Annotated in this window: 15 protein-coding genes; 3 read left to right on the top strand and 12 right to left on the bottom strand. The window is 74.2% G+C overall.

Annotation, left to right across the window (positions count from 1 at the left end; all coding sequences use genetic code 11):
- Nucleotides 1–23: 23 nt before the first annotated feature.
- The 9 genes from KXC43_RS28615 to KXC43_RS28575 form a co-directional block, all read right to left on the bottom strand.
- A complete protein-coding gene (locus KXC43_RS28615) occupies nt 24–2,333 on the bottom strand; it encodes a putative bifunctional diguanylate cyclase/phosphodiesterase (protein ID WP_221379253.1) in 2,310 nt (769 codons plus the stop codon).
- Entirely contained in the window at nt 2,323–4,401 is a 2,079-nt protein-coding gene (locus tag KXC43_RS28610; RefSeq protein ID WP_221379252.1) for a sensor histidine kinase, read from the bottom strand. Before KXC43_RS28610 ends, KXC43_RS28615 begins: the two co-directional genes overlap by 11 nt.
- 99 nt (nt 4,402–4,500) lie before the next feature.
- A complete protein-coding gene (locus KXC43_RS28605) occupies nt 4,501–5,511 on the bottom strand; it encodes a sensor histidine kinase (RefSeq protein ID WP_221379251.1) in 1,011 nt (336 codons plus the stop codon).
- A complete protein-coding gene (locus tag KXC43_RS28600) occupies nt 5,504–6,199 on the bottom strand; it encodes a response regulator transcription factor (protein WP_221379250.1) in 696 nt (231 codons plus the stop codon). Before KXC43_RS28600 ends, KXC43_RS28605 begins: the two co-directional genes overlap by 8 nt.
- A 9-nt stretch (nt 6,200–6,208) precedes the next feature.
- A complete protein-coding gene (locus KXC43_RS28595; RefSeq protein ID WP_221379249.1) occupies nt 6,209–6,628 on the bottom strand; it encodes a hypothetical protein in 420 nt (139 codons plus the stop codon).
- Nucleotides 6,625–7,794 carry a molybdopterin-dependent oxidoreductase gene (locus tag KXC43_RS28590; protein WP_221379248.1) on the bottom strand — a complete coding sequence of 390 codons (1,170 nt, stop codon included), beginning with the start codon at nt 7,792–7,794 and terminating at the stop codon, nt 6,625–6,627. Before KXC43_RS28590 ends, KXC43_RS28595 begins: the two co-directional genes overlap by 4 nt.
- A complete protein-coding gene (locus KXC43_RS28585; protein WP_221379247.1) occupies nt 7,767–8,474 on the bottom strand; it encodes a class I SAM-dependent methyltransferase in 708 nt (235 codons plus the stop codon). The genes KXC43_RS28590 and KXC43_RS28585 overlap by 28 nt, the downstream gene beginning before the upstream one ends.
- A gap of 67 nt (nt 8,475–8,541) precedes the next feature.
- Nucleotides 8,542–9,189 (bottom strand): TIGR04282 family arsenosugar biosynthesis glycosyltransferase, encoded by a 648-nt coding sequence (locus KXC43_RS28580; protein ID WP_221379246.1) that lies wholly within the window; start codon nt 9,187–9,189, stop codon nt 8,542–8,544.
- A complete protein-coding gene (locus KXC43_RS28575; protein WP_221379245.1) occupies nt 9,186–9,845 on the bottom strand; it encodes a glycosyltransferase family 2 protein in 660 nt (219 codons plus the stop codon). The genes KXC43_RS28580 and KXC43_RS28575 overlap by 4 nt, the downstream gene beginning before the upstream one ends.
- A gap of 133 nt (nt 9,846–9,978) precedes the next feature.
- Between KXC43_RS28575 and KXC43_RS28570 the strand changes: the two genes are divergently transcribed.
- Both KXC43_RS28570 and KXC43_RS28565 read left to right on the top strand, forming a co-directional pair.
- Nucleotides 9,979–11,019, top strand: coding sequence for an NAD-dependent epimerase/dehydratase family protein (locus KXC43_RS28570; RefSeq protein ID WP_308129292.1), 1,041 nt, complete (start codon nt 9,979–9,981; stop codon nt 11,017–11,019).
- 1 nt (nt 11,020) lies between these two features.
- Nucleotides 11,021–12,637, top strand: coding sequence for a hypothetical protein (locus KXC43_RS28565; protein WP_255644940.1), 1,617 nt, complete (start codon nt 11,021–11,023; stop codon nt 12,635–12,637).
- 226 nt (nt 12,638–12,863) lie between these two features.
- On the opposite strand, the gene KXC43_RS28560 is transcribed toward KXC43_RS28565, so the two are convergent.
- Complete coding sequence (locus tag KXC43_RS28560) at nt 12,864–13,832, bottom strand: glycoside hydrolase family 6 protein (RefSeq protein WP_221379244.1); 969 nt, start codon at nt 13,830–13,832, stop codon at nt 12,864–12,866.
- A gap of 303 nt (nt 13,833–14,135) precedes the next feature.
- Here KXC43_RS28560 and KXC43_RS28555 point away from each other — a divergent pair, with 303 nt between their 5' ends.
- The gene (locus tag KXC43_RS28555; protein ID WP_221379243.1) at nt 14,136–15,149 is read left to right on the top strand and encodes a LacI family DNA-binding transcriptional regulator; all 1,014 of its coding nucleotides are present in this window, start codon (nt 14,136–14,138) and stop codon (nt 15,147–15,149) included.
- 15 nt (nt 15,150–15,164) lie between these two features.
- Here the strand turns inward: KXC43_RS28555 and KXC43_RS28550 are convergent, their stop codons facing one another.
- Together KXC43_RS28550 and KXC43_RS28545 are read right to left on the bottom strand one after the other, a co-directional pair.
- A complete protein-coding gene (locus tag KXC43_RS28550) occupies nt 15,165–16,037 on the bottom strand; it encodes an alpha/beta fold hydrolase (RefSeq protein ID WP_221379242.1) in 873 nt (290 codons plus the stop codon).
- The gene (locus KXC43_RS28545; protein ID WP_221379241.1) at nt 16,037–16,804 is read right to left on the bottom strand and encodes a 3-hydroxybutyrate dehydrogenase; all 768 of its coding nucleotides are present in this window, start codon (nt 16,802–16,804) and stop codon (nt 16,037–16,039) included. Before KXC43_RS28545 ends, KXC43_RS28550 begins: the two co-directional genes overlap by 1 nt.
- Nucleotides 16,805–16,889 lie beyond the last annotated feature (85 nt).

Here is a 16,889-nt window from a genome sequence, read left to right as displayed (position 1 = left end):
ACGGGGACGCTTCGGAAGCCGGGTCAGCTGTCGATCAGCTGGGTGGCCGGGTCGTGCGCCGGACGACAGGCGGCGATGGCCTCGGGCGGCATCGGGCGGCCGTAGAAGTAGCCCTGGGCGTAGCGGTAGCCGAGCTCGTACAGCCGGGCGGCCTGCTCGGCGGTCTCGACGCCCTCGGCGACAGCACGGAGCCGCATGCCGTCACAGATGCTGATCAGGGCGGCCACCACCACCGCCTGCGGGCCGTCGGCGGTCACGTCGTCGACGAACGACTTGTCGACCTTCAGGACGTCGGCCGGGCACGTACGCAGCAGTCCCAGCGAGGAATGGCCGGTGCCGAAGTCGTCCAGCGCGATCTTGACGCCCAGGGCGGCGATGGACTTCAGCTCGTCGAGCGCCGTGCCGCCGTCGAACACCGCGGTCTCGGTGACCTCGACGGTGAGGACGTGCGGCGGCAGGCCCGTACGCCGGAGCACGGCGGCGACCTCACCGGCGAACCCAGCTTCGCGCAGCTGTCGTGCGGAGACGTTCACGCTGACCGAACCGGGTGCGGCGGCGCCCATCGCCTGCTGCCACCGGATGGCCTGCCGGCACGCCTGCTCGAGGATCCAGGCGCCCAGCGGCACGATCAGACCGGTGCGCTCGGCGGCGGGGATGAACACCGCGGGCCCGATCGGACCGCGCTCCGGGTGGGTCCAGCGCACCAGTGCCTCGACCGCGGCCAGCTCACCGCCCGGCATCGCGACGATCGGCTGGTAGAGCAGGTGCAACTGGTCGGTGTCGAGCGCGCTGCGCAGGTCGGCGGCGAGCCGGGACTGCTCGGCGGTGCGCTGGTCCATCCGGTCGTCGAAGACCACGTGCCGGCCCTTGCCCTGTCCCTTGGCCTCGTACATCGCGACGTCGGCCCGGCGGATCAACTCGCTCGCGGTGTCGCCGGCGCGGGCCTCGGCCAGCCCCACGCTCGCCTCGACGACCAACTCGTGAGCGGCGGCCGGCAGCGGCCGGCGCAGGCCGGCGGCGATCGCCGCGAGGGCGGCGCAATGCCCGCCCCGCAGCAGGACGGCGTACTCGTCGCCGCCCAGCCGGGCCAGCACGGCGCCGGCCGGCAGCTGGGCGGCGATCCGATCTGCCACCGAGACGAGAAGCGCGTCGCCCACGGCGTGCCCGAGGTCGTCGTTGATGGCCTTGAAGTCGTCCAGGTCGATCAGGGCGACGCTCACGCCCGCCGGTCCTTCGGCCAGCGCGGCGTCGATCTCCGTGATCAGCACGGCGCGGTTGGCCAGACCGGTGAGGCTGTCGTGGCCGGCCTGGTGGGCGAGTTCCCGCTGGCGGGCGTCGAGGTCGTCGAGCAACCGGGCGTTGTCCCGCAGGGCGACGATCTGCCGGGTCGCGACCAGCAGCGTGACGGCGACCGCGCCGACCGCGACCGCCAGCAGGTCCGGCGCCCGGGTGACGGCGCCGGTCAGCAGCAGCGCGCCGGTGGCCAGCACCGCCGTGTACGGCAGCACGCTCGGCCGGCGCGACAGCGGCCGGGATGCGGGCCGACCGGCGCGGGTGGCCCGCAGCTGACGGTCGGCCGCCAGACAGACCAGCAGGCTCGTGGTCGGCAGCAGCACGTGCCCGGTGTTCAGGTAGGGGCGCTCGGCGAGCAGGGGCGCCATGGCGCCGCCGACGGCCCCGACCGCGCCGGTCAGCGTCAGGATGTAGAGGGCGCGACGATCGATCGGGCCGGTGCCGGTGAAGGAGACCTTGACGAAGGCCAGCATGCCGATGATCGCGGCGGTGCCGACGACCACCACCGAGGCCGTGCCCGCGGCGCTGCCGTCGGTCCAGCTCTCCCAGCGCGGCAGAACCAGGTACCAGCCGAAGACCAGGACGGTGACGACCATCGTCGCGACATCCAGCCCGAAGCGCGTCCACTCCATGCCGGTCCGCTGCGCGCCGGGGATGCGCAACAGGCCCAGCAGCATCAGCAGCAGACCCGCGATGTAGAGCATCGCCGTGAGACCGCCGATCTGCTGACCGGGCTGGTCGCCGCTGAAGTAGTCGCGGGCCGCGGCGGCCGAGGCCAGGCCCAGGCCGATCATGCCCGCCGAGACGTACCGCCAGAAGGTCCGCCCGGCGGCCCCGGCCCGCCAGGACGTGACGGCGGCGATCGGGACGGCGAACAGGAGCAGCATCCAGCCGGCCCACTGGGGTGTCGGGCGGAGCAGGCCGATCAGGAACCACACCCAGGCGACCGCGTCCACGGCGATGGCCGCGGTGAGCGTGCGGGTCAGCCGCCACGGGGGAACCGCCGGCGGGCCGAGGCACCCCGATTCGTCACCCCGCATGGCGGGCACTGTCCTGCTCTGCCGGGTCCATGCCGTGCGCTCTCAGGCCGGCCCGGCTGAATCCCGGCCGGGCCGGCGACGGCCTGTCCTCGCGGCTGTACGGGACGGTGACCACGAAGGCGGCGCCGCGCGGCTCGTTCGGCTGATAGGCGATCTCCAGACCGCTGGCCTCGGCCAGCTGCCGCACCAGATAGAGGCCGAGGCCCGTGCCGCTCGTGCTGACGGCAACCCCGGTCTCGGCGCGGGCGAACCGGTCGAACAGGCGCGGCACGAACGACACCGGCACGCCCTCGCCGTGGTCCGCCACCCGGATCTCGACATGGTCGGGGCGGTTGGCCACGGTCACCTCGATCGGAGGTTCCCCATACTTGGTGGCGTTGCTCAGCAGGTTGCCGAGGATCAGCTCCAGGAGCTTGCGGTCGGCCCGCCCCCGGGTCTGATCCGGGGCGACGACCCGGACCGGTGTGCTTTCGCCGGCCTGGTGGGCGCTGACGACGCCGCGGACCACGTGGCAGAGGTCGAGGCTGACGGGCCGGGCCCGCATGGCGCCGGCGTCGAGCCGGGCGAGCGTGAGGACGTCGTTGACCAGCTCGCTCGCCCGGTGCCCGGCCGAGGTGATGCGCCGGACGTCGCTGTGCTTGTCACCCTCGGACGAATGGTCCCAGTCCTCGAGGAGCAGCTCGCCCAGCCCCACGATCTTGGTGAGAGGCTGCTGGACGTCGTGGCTGAGCATCGCGATGAAGTCGGCCAGGTGGGCGTTGGCCTCCTGGAGCTGCTGGGCGCGTTGCTCGAGTTCGGCCTCGCCGGCCAGCCGGGCCCGCTCCAGGGCGCGACGCTCGGTCATGTCGACGATCTGGGTGGCGAAGTGCGTCGGACGCCCGTCGCCATCGCGCAACAGGGCGCTCGTGGTCGCGGTCTCGCGGATGTGCCCGTCGGCGTGCACATACCGGACCTCTCGGCGGAAGCTGTCGGCGCGCTGTTCGAGGAAGGCGCGACCGTGGGCCCGGACCGCCTCGAGGTCGTCGGGGTGGATCATGTCGGTGAACCGGCGGCCGATCAGATCGGCCTCGGTGCGGCCGAACAGCCGGCAGGCCGCCGGGTTGACGCGGATGAACCGGCCGTGGCGGTCGGTGAGCGTCATGCCGATGGCCGAGTCGTCGAAGATCTTGCGGAACCGTTGCTCGCTGCTGGTCAGATCCTGGTGGCTGCGGCGAGCGCGGGCGATGGCCACGACGACCATCAGCCCGACCACGGCCGAGCCGATCAGCGCGGCCCGGCCGGCGATCTCGTTGTCGGCCTGGGCCGCGTACAGCACGTTCTCGCTGACGGTGGCCGACAGGTTCCACGGCGTGCCGGCGATGGGGGTGGACGAGTACCGCCACCACTGATCGCCGGCCCGGTAGCGACCGTGGTCGCCCTGCCGCACGGCCGCGGCGAGCGGCCCGTTCTCCTCGGCCAGCGTGCGGATGTCGGCGTCGAGCGGCCGGTTGGCGGCGACGATGCTGCCGGCCGAGTCGACCAGCTGAATCTGCGCCCCGGACAAGGACAGGGCGCTGGTCAGATAGGCCGACAGCGGTCCGTCGCGCACAGTTACCGCCCCGGAGAACACCCGCCGCCCCGACAGGGAGTCGAACGGCACGGCGAACGCGACCACCGGCACACCCCGGACTGCCGAACGCACGACGGGCGACACCGCCGGGCGGCCCTCGCGCAGCGCGGTGCGCAGATGGGCGTACCGCGACGTCAGGTCCGTGCCGATCACCGCCGGGTCGGACGGTCTCACCTGCAGGGCCCGCCCGCGACTATCGATCAGCACGGCGGCCGGGTAGCCGAAACCCGCGACTGCCTGGGCGAACTGGTCCGCCCCGACGGAAGCGCCGGTCAGGGAGGCGCGGGCCTGCACGGCCTCGCGCTCGATGAGGTCGGCGGTGTAGCTGGTGACGAAGTCCCGCATCAGCGACACGCGCAACTCGAAGCGCTGGGCCACCGCCTGGCGGCTGTCCCGCTGCTGCCACAGCAGCCCGGTCGTGGCGATCACGGCCAGCAGCAGCCAGATCAGCAACGGCAACGTCGCGGATCGCCAATAGCCGAGCGCACTGCGAGCAGACCGCACACTCCCCCGATCGGCACCGGACCGGAAAGGGCTGAGCGGTTCTGCGGGACGAGCCTACGGGCTCGCCGGCAGGCGCACCTCGAAGCGGCAACCACCGGCGACGTTACGGGCGTGCACCTGCCCGCCGTGCGCCTCGACCAGGCCCCGGACGATTGCCAGGCCGAGTCCGCCCCCGCCGGCGGCCCCGGGGGTGCGGGCGCGGGTGCCGCGGAAGGCGACGTCGAACACGCGCGCGAGGTCCTCGTCGGGGATGCCGCCGCAGCTGTCCGACACCGAGAACCACACCGTGCGGCCGTCCCGCCCGGCGTCGATCCGGACGGTCCCCTCGGCCGGGGTGTACCGCACCGAGTTGGTGAGCAGATTGTCGAGGATCCGGTTGAGCTCAGCTGGGCCCGCGGTCACCACGGGCCACTCGTGCTGCCCGGCCACGACCCGGATCCCCCGGCGGCCGGCCAACGGCGCGACCGCGGCCACGGCGTCGGACACCACGTCGGCCAGGGGCAGGTCGGCCGGGGCGAGGCGCAGCGCGCCGGCGTGGATCCGGGACAGCTCGAAGAGGTCGTCGACCAGGCCGCTCATCCGGTCGGTCTCGGCGCGGATCCGCTCGTGGTAGACGGCGACGGTGGCCCGGTCGGCAACGACGCCGTCCTGCAGGGCCTCGGTCATCGCCCGGAGCCCGGCGAGCGGCGTCCGCAGATCGTGCGAGACCCAGGCGACCAGATCGCGGCGGCCGGCCTCCATCCGCCTCTCCTGTTCCCGGGCCTGCGCCGCCCACATGGCCGCGGCGGCCAGCCGGCGCCCGAAGATCACCCCGACGGCCAGACTGACCACCGCCGAGGCGGCCACGGTGAGCAGGACGACCTGCATGTCGTGACGGGACAGGAACATGGCCCGCGCGACGGTGACCACCCCGGCCACGACCGCGGCCACGGTGATGGCCAGCAGCACGCACACGTGCACAGCGACGGACCGCCCGCGCAGCATCCGCAGCGCGATCGCCCCGAAGACGCCGACCACCCCGCCCGCGGCCAGCGAGTACAGGCCGATCAGCAGGATGTCACGCATGGCCGGCAGTCTCGTAGCGGTAGCCGACGCCCCACACGGTCAGCAGGCGCACCGGCGCGGCCGGGTCGGCCTCGATCTTCTCGCGCAGGCGGCGGACGTGGACCGTGACGGTCGACTGGTCGCCGAACTGCCAGCCCCACACCTGGTCGAGCAGTTGCGCCCGGGAGAAGGCCCGGCCCGGATGGCGCAGCAGGAACTCGAGCAGGTCGAACTCGCGCACCGTCAGCGCCAGCGGATGTCCGGCGAGTTCCGCGGTCCGCCGTCCGGTGTCAGCCGTCAGGTCGCCGTCGCGCAGCAACGCCGGGCCCGGTGGCGCCGCCGGTGCTGTCCGGCGCAACACCGACCGCACCCGCAGCACCAGCTCGCGCGGGCTGAACGGCTTGGTCACGTAGTCGTCCGCGCCCACCTCGAGACCGAGCACCCGGTCGCTCTCCTCCCCCAGCGCCGTCAACATGACGACCGGCAGGTCCGGCCGATCGCGCCGCAGCCGGCGGCACACCTCGAGCCCGTCGACACCGCCGAGCATCAGGTCGAGCACGACGAGGTCCGGGCGCTCGGCGTCGACGGCGGCCAGCGCGGCGAGGCCGTCGCCGACCAGCCGCACCCGGCAGCCGTCCTGTTCGAGGTAGCGGCGGACGACATCGCTGACGGTCGGGTCGTCGTCGACCACGAGAACCTGATGGGTCACGCTCGGAGGCTACCCAGGCGGGGGCGGCGGCCGCCGCCGGCGCCACCTTTCGATTCCCTTACGGCCGGCCACCGCGCTCACGGCGATCGCGGCCAGAACGAGACCCAGACCGGCGCCGTACGGCCGGGGCAGCACCGTCGGATTCCCCGCGTCCCGGCCGAAACCCCAGGCCAGGGGCAGGCCGACGATCAGGACGGCCACACCGGCCACGGCCGCCCAGCGCACGGTCGCCTGCCACGGCGGCGGGACGAGACGGCGGATCAACGCGCCGGCGGCCAGCACGATCGGCAGGAACAAGGCGTCGTGCAGGGCCAGGACGGCGACCAGGAACACCGCCACCCCCACCAGGTTCAGCGCCGCGTCGCCGACGGCGCCGGCCACGGCGTACGCCATGACCAGCGCGCCCACGACGACCAGGGCGCGCCTCACCGGGTTCTCCGCACGGTGATCCGCCCGACCCATTTGGTCTGCAGGACGCCGGGCCGGTTGGGGGCGATGATCCGCGCCGGAAAGCCGTGGTCGAGGTCGAGGGGCTCGCCGCCGAGACGCAGCGCGAGCAGGGTGAGGTCGTCGGCCAGATGCGGGCCGGGCAGCACGGACATGCGGTACCGCCCGGCCGCCTCCAGCGACTCGATCACGGCCTCGCAGCCGGCCGGATCGCCGCCGACAAGGGCGACCAGGTCACGCAGCCGCACCCCCGACCACGTGCCGGTCGCGCTCCAGCCCTCCACGCAGGCGATCGGCAGCGCCGCGGTGTGCTGCGGCATCGCGTCCAGGTCGGTCCGGCTCAAGGTGATGCTGCGCCCGAAACCGGCGAGGACGAGGCGGTACGCCGGGTCGAGAGCGGCCGGGCCGACGCCGGCGGCCGCGGCGGTCTTGTTCACCGGCAGCCCCTGCGGTCCCGTGCCGGGACGCCGGGGGGCCAGCACGCTCACCGCGGCCAGCGGCCGGACGGTCTGGCCGATCGTGGCCAGGGTGACGACGCCCGCGGCCGCGCCCACGGCGACGAGCACCTGCCGCCGCCCGATCCCGTCGGCGCCGGCCGGTGCGGGACGGCGCAGGGCGGCCCGGACCACAGGCAGTTGGACGCCGAGATGCACCAGGAGGGCGCCGACGGCGAGCCAGGCGATCCAGTAGTGCCCGGCCGTGAAGAAGAAGGGCATCGGGGCGTACCAGCGCGCGACGTTCAGCACCCCGGAGACCACCTGGAACAGGGCGGCGGCGACCAGGGCGGCGATCGCGAGCCGCTCGGCGGCGTGCCGGAGGCCGTGCAGCGGCGGCCGGACGAACAGCCGCGGGTAGACCGACCAGAGCTTGGCGCCGAGCAGGGGCACCGTGGCCAGCCCGGTCGCCACGTGCAGGCCCTGGGTGAACCGGTAGAGGCCGACCGGCCGGGACGGCCACCGGAACCAGAACGGCGGATGCTGGATGAAGTGGCTCAGCACGCCGGTCAGGAAGCAGACACCGAACGCCACCCCGAGCGCGATGCCGAGCACGGTGGTCAGCCGCACCGACCGCAGGGGCGATCGGAAATCGCCGGGCTCCGGGATCCGTTCCGCGATCCGCCTCAGGCCGGCGCCAAGGTCGCGAACCATCGGTCCTCCTCCGTCCAGGTCGTCCGGATGAACAGGCCGGCCGTGCCGGCCAGGGGCGCGAGGTCGTCGGCAGCCACCTGGGCCCAGCGCATCGGCGCGCCACCGCTGTGGTCGGTGCCGTCACCGTCGCCGTCGCCGTCGCCGTCGTGCAGGGTGGCCCGGCCATTCCAGCTGCGGGTGCCGGGCGGCTCGAGCTCGACGTGCAGCCGGCCGTGCGGCGCGAGCAGGTCGCGGCACCGGCGCAACAGGGCGGCCGGGTCACCGCCGATGCCGATGTTGCCGTCGGCCAGCAGCAGGTGCTCCCACCGCCCCTGTCCCGGAACCGGCGCGAAGGCGTCCCGGCACAGGGCGAGGGCTCCGCGTAGGCGGGCGAGCCGGACGGCCGTCGGGCTGACATCGATGCCCAGGGCCGGTCGTCCGCGCTCCAGCAGCGCCCCGGCGAGCCGGCCCGGGCCGCAGCCGACGTCCAGGGTCGCGCCGCGGCACCGGTCGAGCAGACCGCCGTCGCCGGGCCGGTGCGGGCGGCACCAGCTCGCGGCGTCGACCCGGTGCTCGCGCCCGCTCGGGTCCCGCAGAACGAGCGTGCCGTCCACGCCGGCGGCAGCCCGGGCCAGGACCCGGTCGTACAGGTCGAGGGCAACCTGCTCCCCCGGCGGGCACGCCACATTCGTGGGGTTCACGACCTCGCCCCGGCGAGCGCGACTGCGCTCACGGCCGTCACAGCGGGCCGGAGACAGGGGACGGCGTTCACGACGTGGCTCCGGTGGTCGCGACGGGCAGGAAACGCGCGACGGCGCGCGGGAAGCGGCCGGCGGCGGGGCAGAGCGCGGCCACCTCGACCGCGTCGGCGGCGGTGTCGACGTCGCGCAGGGACGGCAGCACCGCGGGCCGGAGGTCGCGACCACGCAGAGCGGCGAGCGTCAGCGCCCCGGTGTCCGGTGTGGACATCGGCACCCCCGGCAACACGCGGGCGTCGTCCGCGGCATGCAGTCCGAGCGCCCACCACCCGCCGTCCCGGGCCGGGCCCAGCACCGCCGGGGCGTCGGCCAGCGCCTCGGCCGCCTGCTGCACCAGTCTTTCGGTCAGCTGCGGGGTGTCCATCCCGATCAGCAGCGCCGGCACGCCGGGCAGGCTGGTGTCGGCGAACGCGTGCGCCAGCCGCTCCCCCAGCCCGGCGCCGCGCTGCGGCACCGACGACCAGCCTCGCGGCACCGGACAGGAGCCGTCCAGCACGAGCGTCCGCCGCACCAGCGGAACGCGACCGACGGTGGCCAGCGTGTCGGCCAGCGCGGCTTCGGCGATCGCTGCGGCCTCTTCCGGGGTGCACGGCGGGCAGAGCCGCGTCTTCACCCGTCCCGGCACCGGGGCCTTGGCCATCACGAGCACCTGGATCATCGGGCCAGCACCGCCCGCATGTCCTGGATCGCCCGCACGGTGCCCCGCACCGTGCCGGTCACCTTCGAGTGTGTCCCGGCGGCCCGGGGGCGGTAGGTGACGTCGAGCTCGCGGACCCGCCAGCCGGCCCCAGCCGCGGCGAGCAGCAGTTCGAGGGGGTAGCCGAAGCGGCGGTCCCGCAGGTCAAGGGCGAGCAGCGCGTCGTGCCGCGCCGCCCGCATCGGGGCGATGTCGTGCACGGGCAGGCCGGTGGCCCGGCGGACGCGGCGGGCGACGACCGCGTTGCCGGCGCGGGCGTGCACGGGCCAGGCCCGGATGCCGGTCGGCCGGCGGCGCCCGCACACCAGGTCGGCGTCGCCGTCGCGGACCGGGCCGGCCAGGCGGGGAAGCTCGGCCGGGTCGAACGAGCCGTCAGCGTCGAGCACGCACACCACGCCGTCGTCCGGGTCGGCGGCGAGGATCCCGGCGTGCACGGCGGCGCCGTAGCCCCGCTGGGGCACCTCGATCACCCGGGCCCCGTGCCGGCGGGCGACCTCGCGCGAGCCGTCGGTGGAGCCGTTGTCGGCCAGGATCGGCCGGTAGCCGGCCGGCATCCGGTCGAGCAGCCACCCCAGGGCCGCGGCCTCGTTCAGGCAGGGCAACACCACATCGGTCATGAGCTGGAAGTTAGCCGCGTTCCGGGCGGCTGGATCTTACGGAACGCGAACGCCGGGGCCAGTCCTTACGAACCACTGACGGATCCGTCGCCGGCGGTGCCGCGACCCCCGGACGGGCCCTACGGTCGCTGGCGTGACCCACATTCTCGTGACCGGCGGCGCCGGCTTCATCGGCTCGGCCGTCACCACAGCTCTGCTCGGCGCGGGCCACGACGTGTCCATCCTGGACTCCTTTCACCCGGCCGCGCACAGCACACCGCCGAAGGTTCCCACCGGGGTCGCCCTGCTGCATCGGGCCGACCTGCGCGACCGCGCCGCCGTCCAGGGCGCGCTGCGGGGCGTGGACGCGGTGGTGCACCAGGCCGCCCTGGTCGGGCTCGGCGCCGGCCCCGACGACCTGCCCGAGTACGTCGGTTGCAACGACCTCGGCACGGCGGTGCTGCTGGCCGCGATGGCCGCGTCGGGGATCCGGCGGCTGGTGCTGGCCAGTTCCATGGTGGTCTACGGCGAGGGCGCGTACCGCTGCGGGCGGCACGGCTCGGTACGGCCGGCGCCCCGGGATCCGGCCGACCTGACCGGGGGCCGGTTCGAGCCGCCCTGCCCGCGGTGCGGCGACCCGCTCACCTCCGAGCTGGTGGACGAGGATTCGCCGGTGGACCCGCGCAGCGTCTACGCCGCGACCAAGGTGGCCCAGGAACATCTGTGCGCGGTCTGGGCCCGTGAGCACGACGCCGCGGTGGCCGCCCTGCGCTACCACAACGTGTACGGGCCGAAGATGCCCCGGGACACCCTGTACAGCGGGGTGGCGGCGCTCTTCCGGTCGGCCCTGGAACAGGGCCGGGCCCCGCAGGTGTACGAGGACGGCGGCCAGCTGAGGGATTTCGTCCACGTCGGCGACGTCGCGGCGGCCAACGTGGCCGCCCTGGACGCCGGGCCGGGTTTCCGGGCGTACAACGTCGCCTCCGGCCGGCCCACCACCGTGGGCGCGATGGCCGGCGCGCTCGCGGACGCCTTCGGCGGGCCCGCGCCCCAGGTGACCGGCCGGTTCCGTCTCGGCGACGTCCGCCACGTGGTGGCCGCCCCGGACCGCGCGGCCGCCGAACTCGGCTTCCGGGCGACGGTGGCCCCGGCCACCGGTCTGCGGGAGTTCGCGTCCGCGCCACTACGCGGCTGACATGCCCACCGCCGCCGGGCCGGACGAGCCCGCCGCTGCCGGTCTGACCAACGGCGCCACCGCCCGGCCGGACATAGGTGCCACCACCCGGGCGCACATGGGGGCCACCGCATGGTTCAACGTGCGCGCCGCCGCACGGCTCAAGGTGCGCACTTTCAGGCGGTTCGATCTGGGCGCCGTCCGGCGGCCGGGGCTGTGGCGTGGGCCCTCGTCGCCGGGTGACCGGTGGGCTCTGGGCGCGGTCGTCGCCCTGGTGGCCGTCGCGGCGCTGGCCGGCGCCCTGCTCGGCTGGGCCGGGCGACCGGTGCACGCCCCGGCCGCTCCCCTCTTCGGACACGTGCTCCCGCACCTCGGGCCGGGCACCCCCGCCGCCGTGGCGGTCGCCCTGGCCGTGATCCGCTGGGGACCCGGCCTGGCCGAGCGCCTGCCCTGGCGGCGGATGCTGGCCGTCACGTGGGCCACCTCGGTGGCCTGGACCTTCGCGCTCGCGCTGGTCGACGGCTGGCAGCGCGGCCTGGCCGGCCGGCTGACCACCCAGTACGAGTACCTCGCCGAGGTCCCCGGCGTCACTGACACCGGGGCCGTGCTGCGCGGGTTCACCGACCGCATCGTCGAGGGCGGCCCCGATCCGTGGACCACGCATGTGGCCGGGCATCCCCCGGGCGCGCTGCTGGTGTTCGTCGGCCTCGACCGGCTCGGGCTGGGCGGCGGCGGATGGGCGGCGACCGTCTGCGTCCTGGCCGGAAGCCTGGCCAGCGTGGCGATTGCAATCACGCTGCGGACGCTGGGCCAGGAACGGGCGGCACGCATCGCGGCACCGTTCCTCGTGCTCTTCCCCGGCGCCGTCTGGACGGGCGCGTCCGCCGACGGGCTGTTCGCCGGGGCGGCGGCCGGCGCGTTCGCGCTGTTCGCCGTGGGCCTGTCCCGGCCGTCCCGAGTGGCGGCCGTGGCGGGTGGCGCCGGCCTCGCGGCGTGCGTCTATCTCTCGTACGGACTGGTGCTGCTCGCCCTACCCGCAGCCGCACTCATCGCGCTGAACCACAGGCGCCGGATTCGCACGGCGTCCGCCCCGGCGATCGCGTCACTCCGGCCCGCCCGGACGATCACGTCAGGCCCGTCCGGGCGGACGATCGCGTCAGCCCGACCCGATCCTGGCCGCAGCATCGCCTGGCCCGTTCTCGCGGCCGCCGTGGGCGCCGTCGCTGTCGTGGCGGTCATGACCCTGCTCGGCTTCCGGTGGTGGGAGGGCTATCACCTGGTACGGGTGCGCTATTACCAGGGGTTGGCCAGCGCCCGCCCGTACGCGTACTGGGTCTGGGCGAATCTGGCCGCCCTGGCCCTGTGCGCCGGACCGGCCGCGGCCGCGATCCTGCGCCGGGCCGCGGTCCGGATCCCGCGTTCCCCGGTGGCCGCGCTGGCTGTGGCGTGGGTTGCCGCCGCTCTGGCCGCCGACCTGTCCGGGCTGAGCAAGGCCGAGGTGGAGCGCATCTGGCTGCCGTTCGCTGTGTGGCTGCCGGCCGCGGCTGCCCTGCTGCCCCGCCCCGACCGCCGGTTCTGGCTGGTGGTGCAGGCCGCCACCGCGCTGCTGGTCAACCACATCGTGCTGACCGCCTGGTGACGGCGTCGCCCGCCCCTGGTGGGCCGCCAGGGAAAGAGACGACCGGACCTGAGCGGATGCCGGCCGCCCCGGATCCGAGCCACCACGAACAAGAGCACAGCGACCAAGGACAGACGCTGGTCGCCCCCGATCCGAGCCACCAGGAACGGGAGCGACCAGCAGCGCGGGCCACGGCCGGCGCCGGCCGGTCACGGGCGGCGGGAATTCCGGCCGCCCGCGACCGGCCTCAGTAGCCGTAGATCAGCTTGTAGGCCACCTCGGGCAGGAACTGTCCGGCGGAGGATCCTGCGCCGACGCCGCAGTTGCCGTCGGACTCGCCCGGCGTCTTGAGCCAGAGCAGCATCTCGGCGCCGCCGCCGAGCTGAGTCGGCGTCCCGATCCGGCGGCCGGCCGGGTTGCACCAGGCGCCGTTGGAGCCGTTGCCGTTGCGGCTGGTGTCGATCACGAAGGGCTTGCTGTATCCGTAGTTGCGCAGGGCGGAAGCGACCCGGTTGCCGTAGTTGGTGTTGTCGCCGGTGGGGAAGTAGTTCGACACGTTCAGCGCGAAGCCGCGGGCGTTGGCCGCGCCGGCCTGGTTGAGGCGCTGCGCCATCGTGGTGGCGTCGACCCAGCCCGGGTTGCCCGCGTCGAGGTACGCCCAGGTGTTGGGCGCCTTGGAGCGGAACTGGCCGACAGCGCGCGAGAGCATGCCCACCCGGTCGTTGATCTGGGTCTGGTTCATGCAGCTGAAGTCGCCCAGCGAGTCGGGCTCGAGCACGACCACGGCGGGGCGGTTGCCGATGGACGAGGCGAAGGCGGCGATCCACGAGTCGTAGGCGGCGACGCTGCCGGCGCCCCCACCCGAGTGGCCACCACAGGCGTCACGGCCGGGGATGTTGTAGGCCACCAGGACGGGCAGCTTGTCGACCGCGTCCGCGGCCCCGACGTAGCTGCCGACCGTGCGGGAGATGTCGCCGCTCCAGTTGCCGAACCAGCTGGCCATCGGCCGCTGCGCGATCTGACTGCGGATGGCGCCGGCCCGGCCGTCGTTGGGGTTGGCGGCCACCCACGCCGCCGGGCTGGACTGGGGGTTCACATAGAACCCGCTGGTCTGGCTCACGGGGTCGGCGTGGGCGGCCGGGGCGCCGAGCAGGACGGCGGGCACCACCAGCGCCAGCGCGGCGGCGAACGTGCGGGGACGGAGCAGGCGTTTCATCGGCGGGTCTCCTCATGGGGGAAGGCGTGTGCGGTGACGTCGGGGCCGTCGACCGCCACGCTCGTACGAAATACTGGAAGCGCTCCCGGTTATAGGCATCCATGCAGGTCGATACAAATGCTCGGCATCCGCGCTGGGAAAGTCAAGAGTGTGCGCCGACTACGGGAAAATAGGCGCACCCCCAGCTCCGGAAATCTCCGAGAGCGCTTCCAGGCTCGGGACGACTCGTCGACACGTCGGCGGCGGTCGATATCATCGAGCCGCGCCGGAGTCCCCGGCGGACGGAAAGGACCCGGCAGCGAGATGGCAGCAGCGACACCGCGGCGGCAGCCCACTCTGGACGAGGTGGCCGAGCGGGCCGGAGTGTCCCGATCGGCCGCGTCGCGGGTCATCAACCAGGCTCCGCACGTCAGCCGGGCCACCCGCGAGGCCGTCGAGAGAGCCATCAAGGAGATGGGCTACCTGCCCAACCGCACGGCCCGCGCCCTGGCCACCCGGCAGACGGGCATCGTCGCCCTGGCGGTCTCCCACGACGATCCCGAGCTGTTCGCCGACCCGTTCTACGCCCAGATCATCGTCGGGGTGTCCTCGGTGCTCGAGGACACCGACCTGCACCTGCTGCTGTGCCTGGCGAGCTCGGGCCGGGGCCGGTCGCGGCTGACGAACCTGCTGCGCACCCGTGGTGTCGACGGCATCATGCTCATGGCCATGAGCGAGGACGACCCGCTGAACCGCATCGTGAGCCAGGCCGGGCTTCCCGCGGTGTACGGCGGCCGGCCGTCCCATTTCGAGCCGCAGTGGTACGTCGACTCGGACAACCTCGGCGGGGCCCGGCTCGCCACCGAGCATCTCGTCGGCCTGGGCCGCACCCGCATCGCCACCATCCGCGGTGTGCTCGGCAGCGAGGCCGGCGACGCCCGCTACCGGGGCTACCGCGAGGCGATGGTCATGGCCGGCCTGACCCCGCACGGCGTGGTCGAGGGCGACTTCACCGAGGCCGGCGGCGCCGCGGCGATGAGAACCCTGCTGGACAGCCACCCCGACCTCGACGCGGTGTTCACCGCCAGCGACAACATGGCGGCCGGGGCCCTGCGGGTGCTGACCGAGGCCGGCCGCTCGGTGCCGGGCGACGTGGCCGTGGTCGGCTTCGACAATCTGGGGATCGCCGAGCGGACCGACCCGCCCCTGACCACGGTCCACCAGTCGATCCAGGCCCTGGGCAAGGAGATGACCCGGATGCTGCTCGCCCTGATCGCCGGCCAGGACCGTACGTCCGTCATCCTGCCGACCCGGCTGGTGCTGCGCGGCTCGGCCTGATTCCGCCGGCCGGCTCTACGGGCCGGTGGCCAGCTCCACCAGCCGGTCGGCCACCACGGCGGCGGCGCGGGGGTCGAACAGGATGGAGTAGTGGTTGACGCCGGGCACGTGCTCGACGGCGATCCGGGCCGGGTCGAGGCCGGCTGCGGCGAGGCGGCTCTCGTCGTACAGGCCCGGCTTCTCGTTCTGCAGCCCCCGCTCGGCCCACATCAGCCGGGCCGGGGCGGGCAACCGGTGCACGGCCTCCACCGTTACCCGGTCGATGAGCGTGTCGGTGGCGTCGGCGCGGACAGCCTCGATCGCGCAGGACGAACGCAGGTGCGGAGGTGTGCCGGCCAGGTCGCGCCGGACGTAGGCGGCGACCGCCGGTGACCACCCGTCGTGCAGCGCCGGGTGCGCGCGGAAGAAGTCCAGGTAGGTCTGCTCGTCGGCGAACGTCATGTCCAGCCGCCGCATGGCCGGGCCGATGACGGCCAGCAGCACCTCGTCGATGTCGGCGGCCGGGGGCACGGTCAGGCCGACGCCGCTGTCGATCAGCAGCACGCCGGTGACGCGGCCGGGGTGGGCAGCGGCCGTCGCGGCAACCACGAAGCCGCCCATCGAGTGCCCGGCCAGCGCCACGCGCTCCAGCCCGAGATGGTCGGCCACGGCGATCAGGTCGGCGGCGTGCGCGGCCATGCCGTACGGGCCGGGCAACCCACTGCTGCGGGCCCGCCCGCGCAGGTCGGGGGCGACCAGCTGGACCCGGCCGGCGAGCGCCGCGGCGAGCGCCGCGAAGGACAGCGCGTTCGCGGTGATGCCGTGCGCGGCCAGCACCACCGGCCCGTCGCCGGGCCAGCGGCACACCCGCAGCCGGCCGCCGTCCACGTCGACGTCGAACTCGTCCATCAGTGGGCCGTCCAGCCGCCGTCGAGCGCGATCGAGGCGCCCGTGATGAGGTCGGCCGCGGGCGTGCAGAGGTACGCCACCAGCTCGGCCACCTCCTCCGGGGTGATCAGCCGCTTGATCGCCATACGGTCGAGCATGATTTTCTCGATCACCTCGGACTCATCGATGCCGTGGGCCGCAGCCTGGTCGGCGATCTGCTTCTCGACCAGCGCGGTGCGCACGAAGGCCGGGTTGACGCAGTTGGACGTGACGCCGCGACCGGCGCCCTCGAGCGCGACGGTCTTGGAGAGGCCCTCGAGACCGTGCTTGGCCGTCACGTAGGCCGACTTGTACGGCGAGGCGATCAGGCCGTGCACCGACGAGATGTTGACGACCCGGCCCCAGCCCCGGTCGTACATGTGCGGCAGCACCCGGCGTACCAGCCGGAACGGCGCCTCGACCATGACCCGTTGCAGGTAGGCGAAGCGCTCCGGCGGGAACTCGGGCAGCGGCGCGACGAACTGGAGCCCGGCGTTGTTGACCAGCACGTCGACGTCGGCCTCGAAGGTCTCGACAACCGAGCGATCGGACAGATCAGCCACCACGGCACGGCCGCCCACGGCGGCCGCCGCTGCCCCGGCTGCGGCACCGTCGATGTCGACGACCAGCACCTCGGCCCCGGCCGCGGCCAGCCGCGTGGCGCAGGCCAGCCCGATCCCGCCCCCGGCGCCGGTGACCAGCGCCTTCCGGCCGGTCAGGTCGAGCGCTACCACCCGCGTCGTCGTCATGATCCGAATCTAGCTCTCCTGTTCCGGGATGGGAGCCGGCCGGCCGGCTTCCGGCACGCTTCGACGGTCGCGCCCCGGGCCCGCC

It is taken from the genome of Paractinoplanes polyasparticus (genome assembly GCF_019710575.1).
In the GTDB taxonomy this organism is placed as follows: domain Bacteria; phylum Actinomycetota; class Actinomycetes; order Mycobacteriales; family Micromonosporaceae; genus Actinoplanes; species Actinoplanes polyasparticus.
This window is presented reverse-complemented; position numbering and strand designations above follow the sequence as displayed.

What these genes read in the sequence shown, in the direction of transcription:
- KXC43_RS28565 (WP_255644940.1), top strand. Translation starts at nt 11,021, where the DNA reads ATGCCCACCGCCGCCGGGCCGGACGAGCCCGCCGCTGCCGGTCTGACC.
- KXC43_RS28590 (WP_221379248.1), bottom strand. Translation starts at nt 7,794, where the DNA reads ATGGTTCGCGACCTTGGCGCCGGCCTGAGGCGGATCGCGGAACGGATC.
- KXC43_RS28560 (WP_221379244.1), bottom strand. Translation starts at nt 13,832, where the DNA reads ATGAAACGCCTGCTCCGTCCCCGCACGTTCGCCGCCGCGCTGGCGCTG.
- KXC43_RS28580 (WP_221379246.1), bottom strand. Translation starts at nt 9,189, where the DNA reads ATGATCCAGGTGCTCGTGATGGCCAAGGCCCCGGTGCCGGGACGGGTG.
- KXC43_RS28615 (WP_221379253.1), bottom strand. Translation starts at nt 2,333, where the DNA reads ATGCGGGGTGACGAATCGGGGTGCCTCGGCCCGCCGGCGGTTCCCCCG.
- KXC43_RS28550 (WP_221379242.1), bottom strand. Translation starts at nt 16,037, where the DNA reads ATGGACGAGTTCGACGTCGACGTGGACGGCGGCCGGCTGCGGGTGTGC.
- KXC43_RS28555 (WP_221379243.1), top strand. Translation starts at nt 14,136, where the DNA reads ATGGCAGCAGCGACACCGCGGCGGCAGCCCACTCTGGACGAGGTGGCC.
- KXC43_RS28575 (WP_221379245.1), bottom strand. Translation starts at nt 9,845, where the DNA reads ATGACCGATGTGGTGTTGCCCTGCCTGAACGAGGCCGCGGCCCTGGGG.
- KXC43_RS28605 (WP_221379251.1), bottom strand. Translation starts at nt 5,511, where the DNA reads ATGCGTGACATCCTGCTGATCGGCCTGTACTCGCTGGCCGCGGGCGGG.
- KXC43_RS28545 (WP_221379241.1), bottom strand. Translation starts at nt 16,804, where the DNA reads ATGACGACGACGCGGGTGGTAGCGCTCGACCTGACCGGCCGGAAGGCG.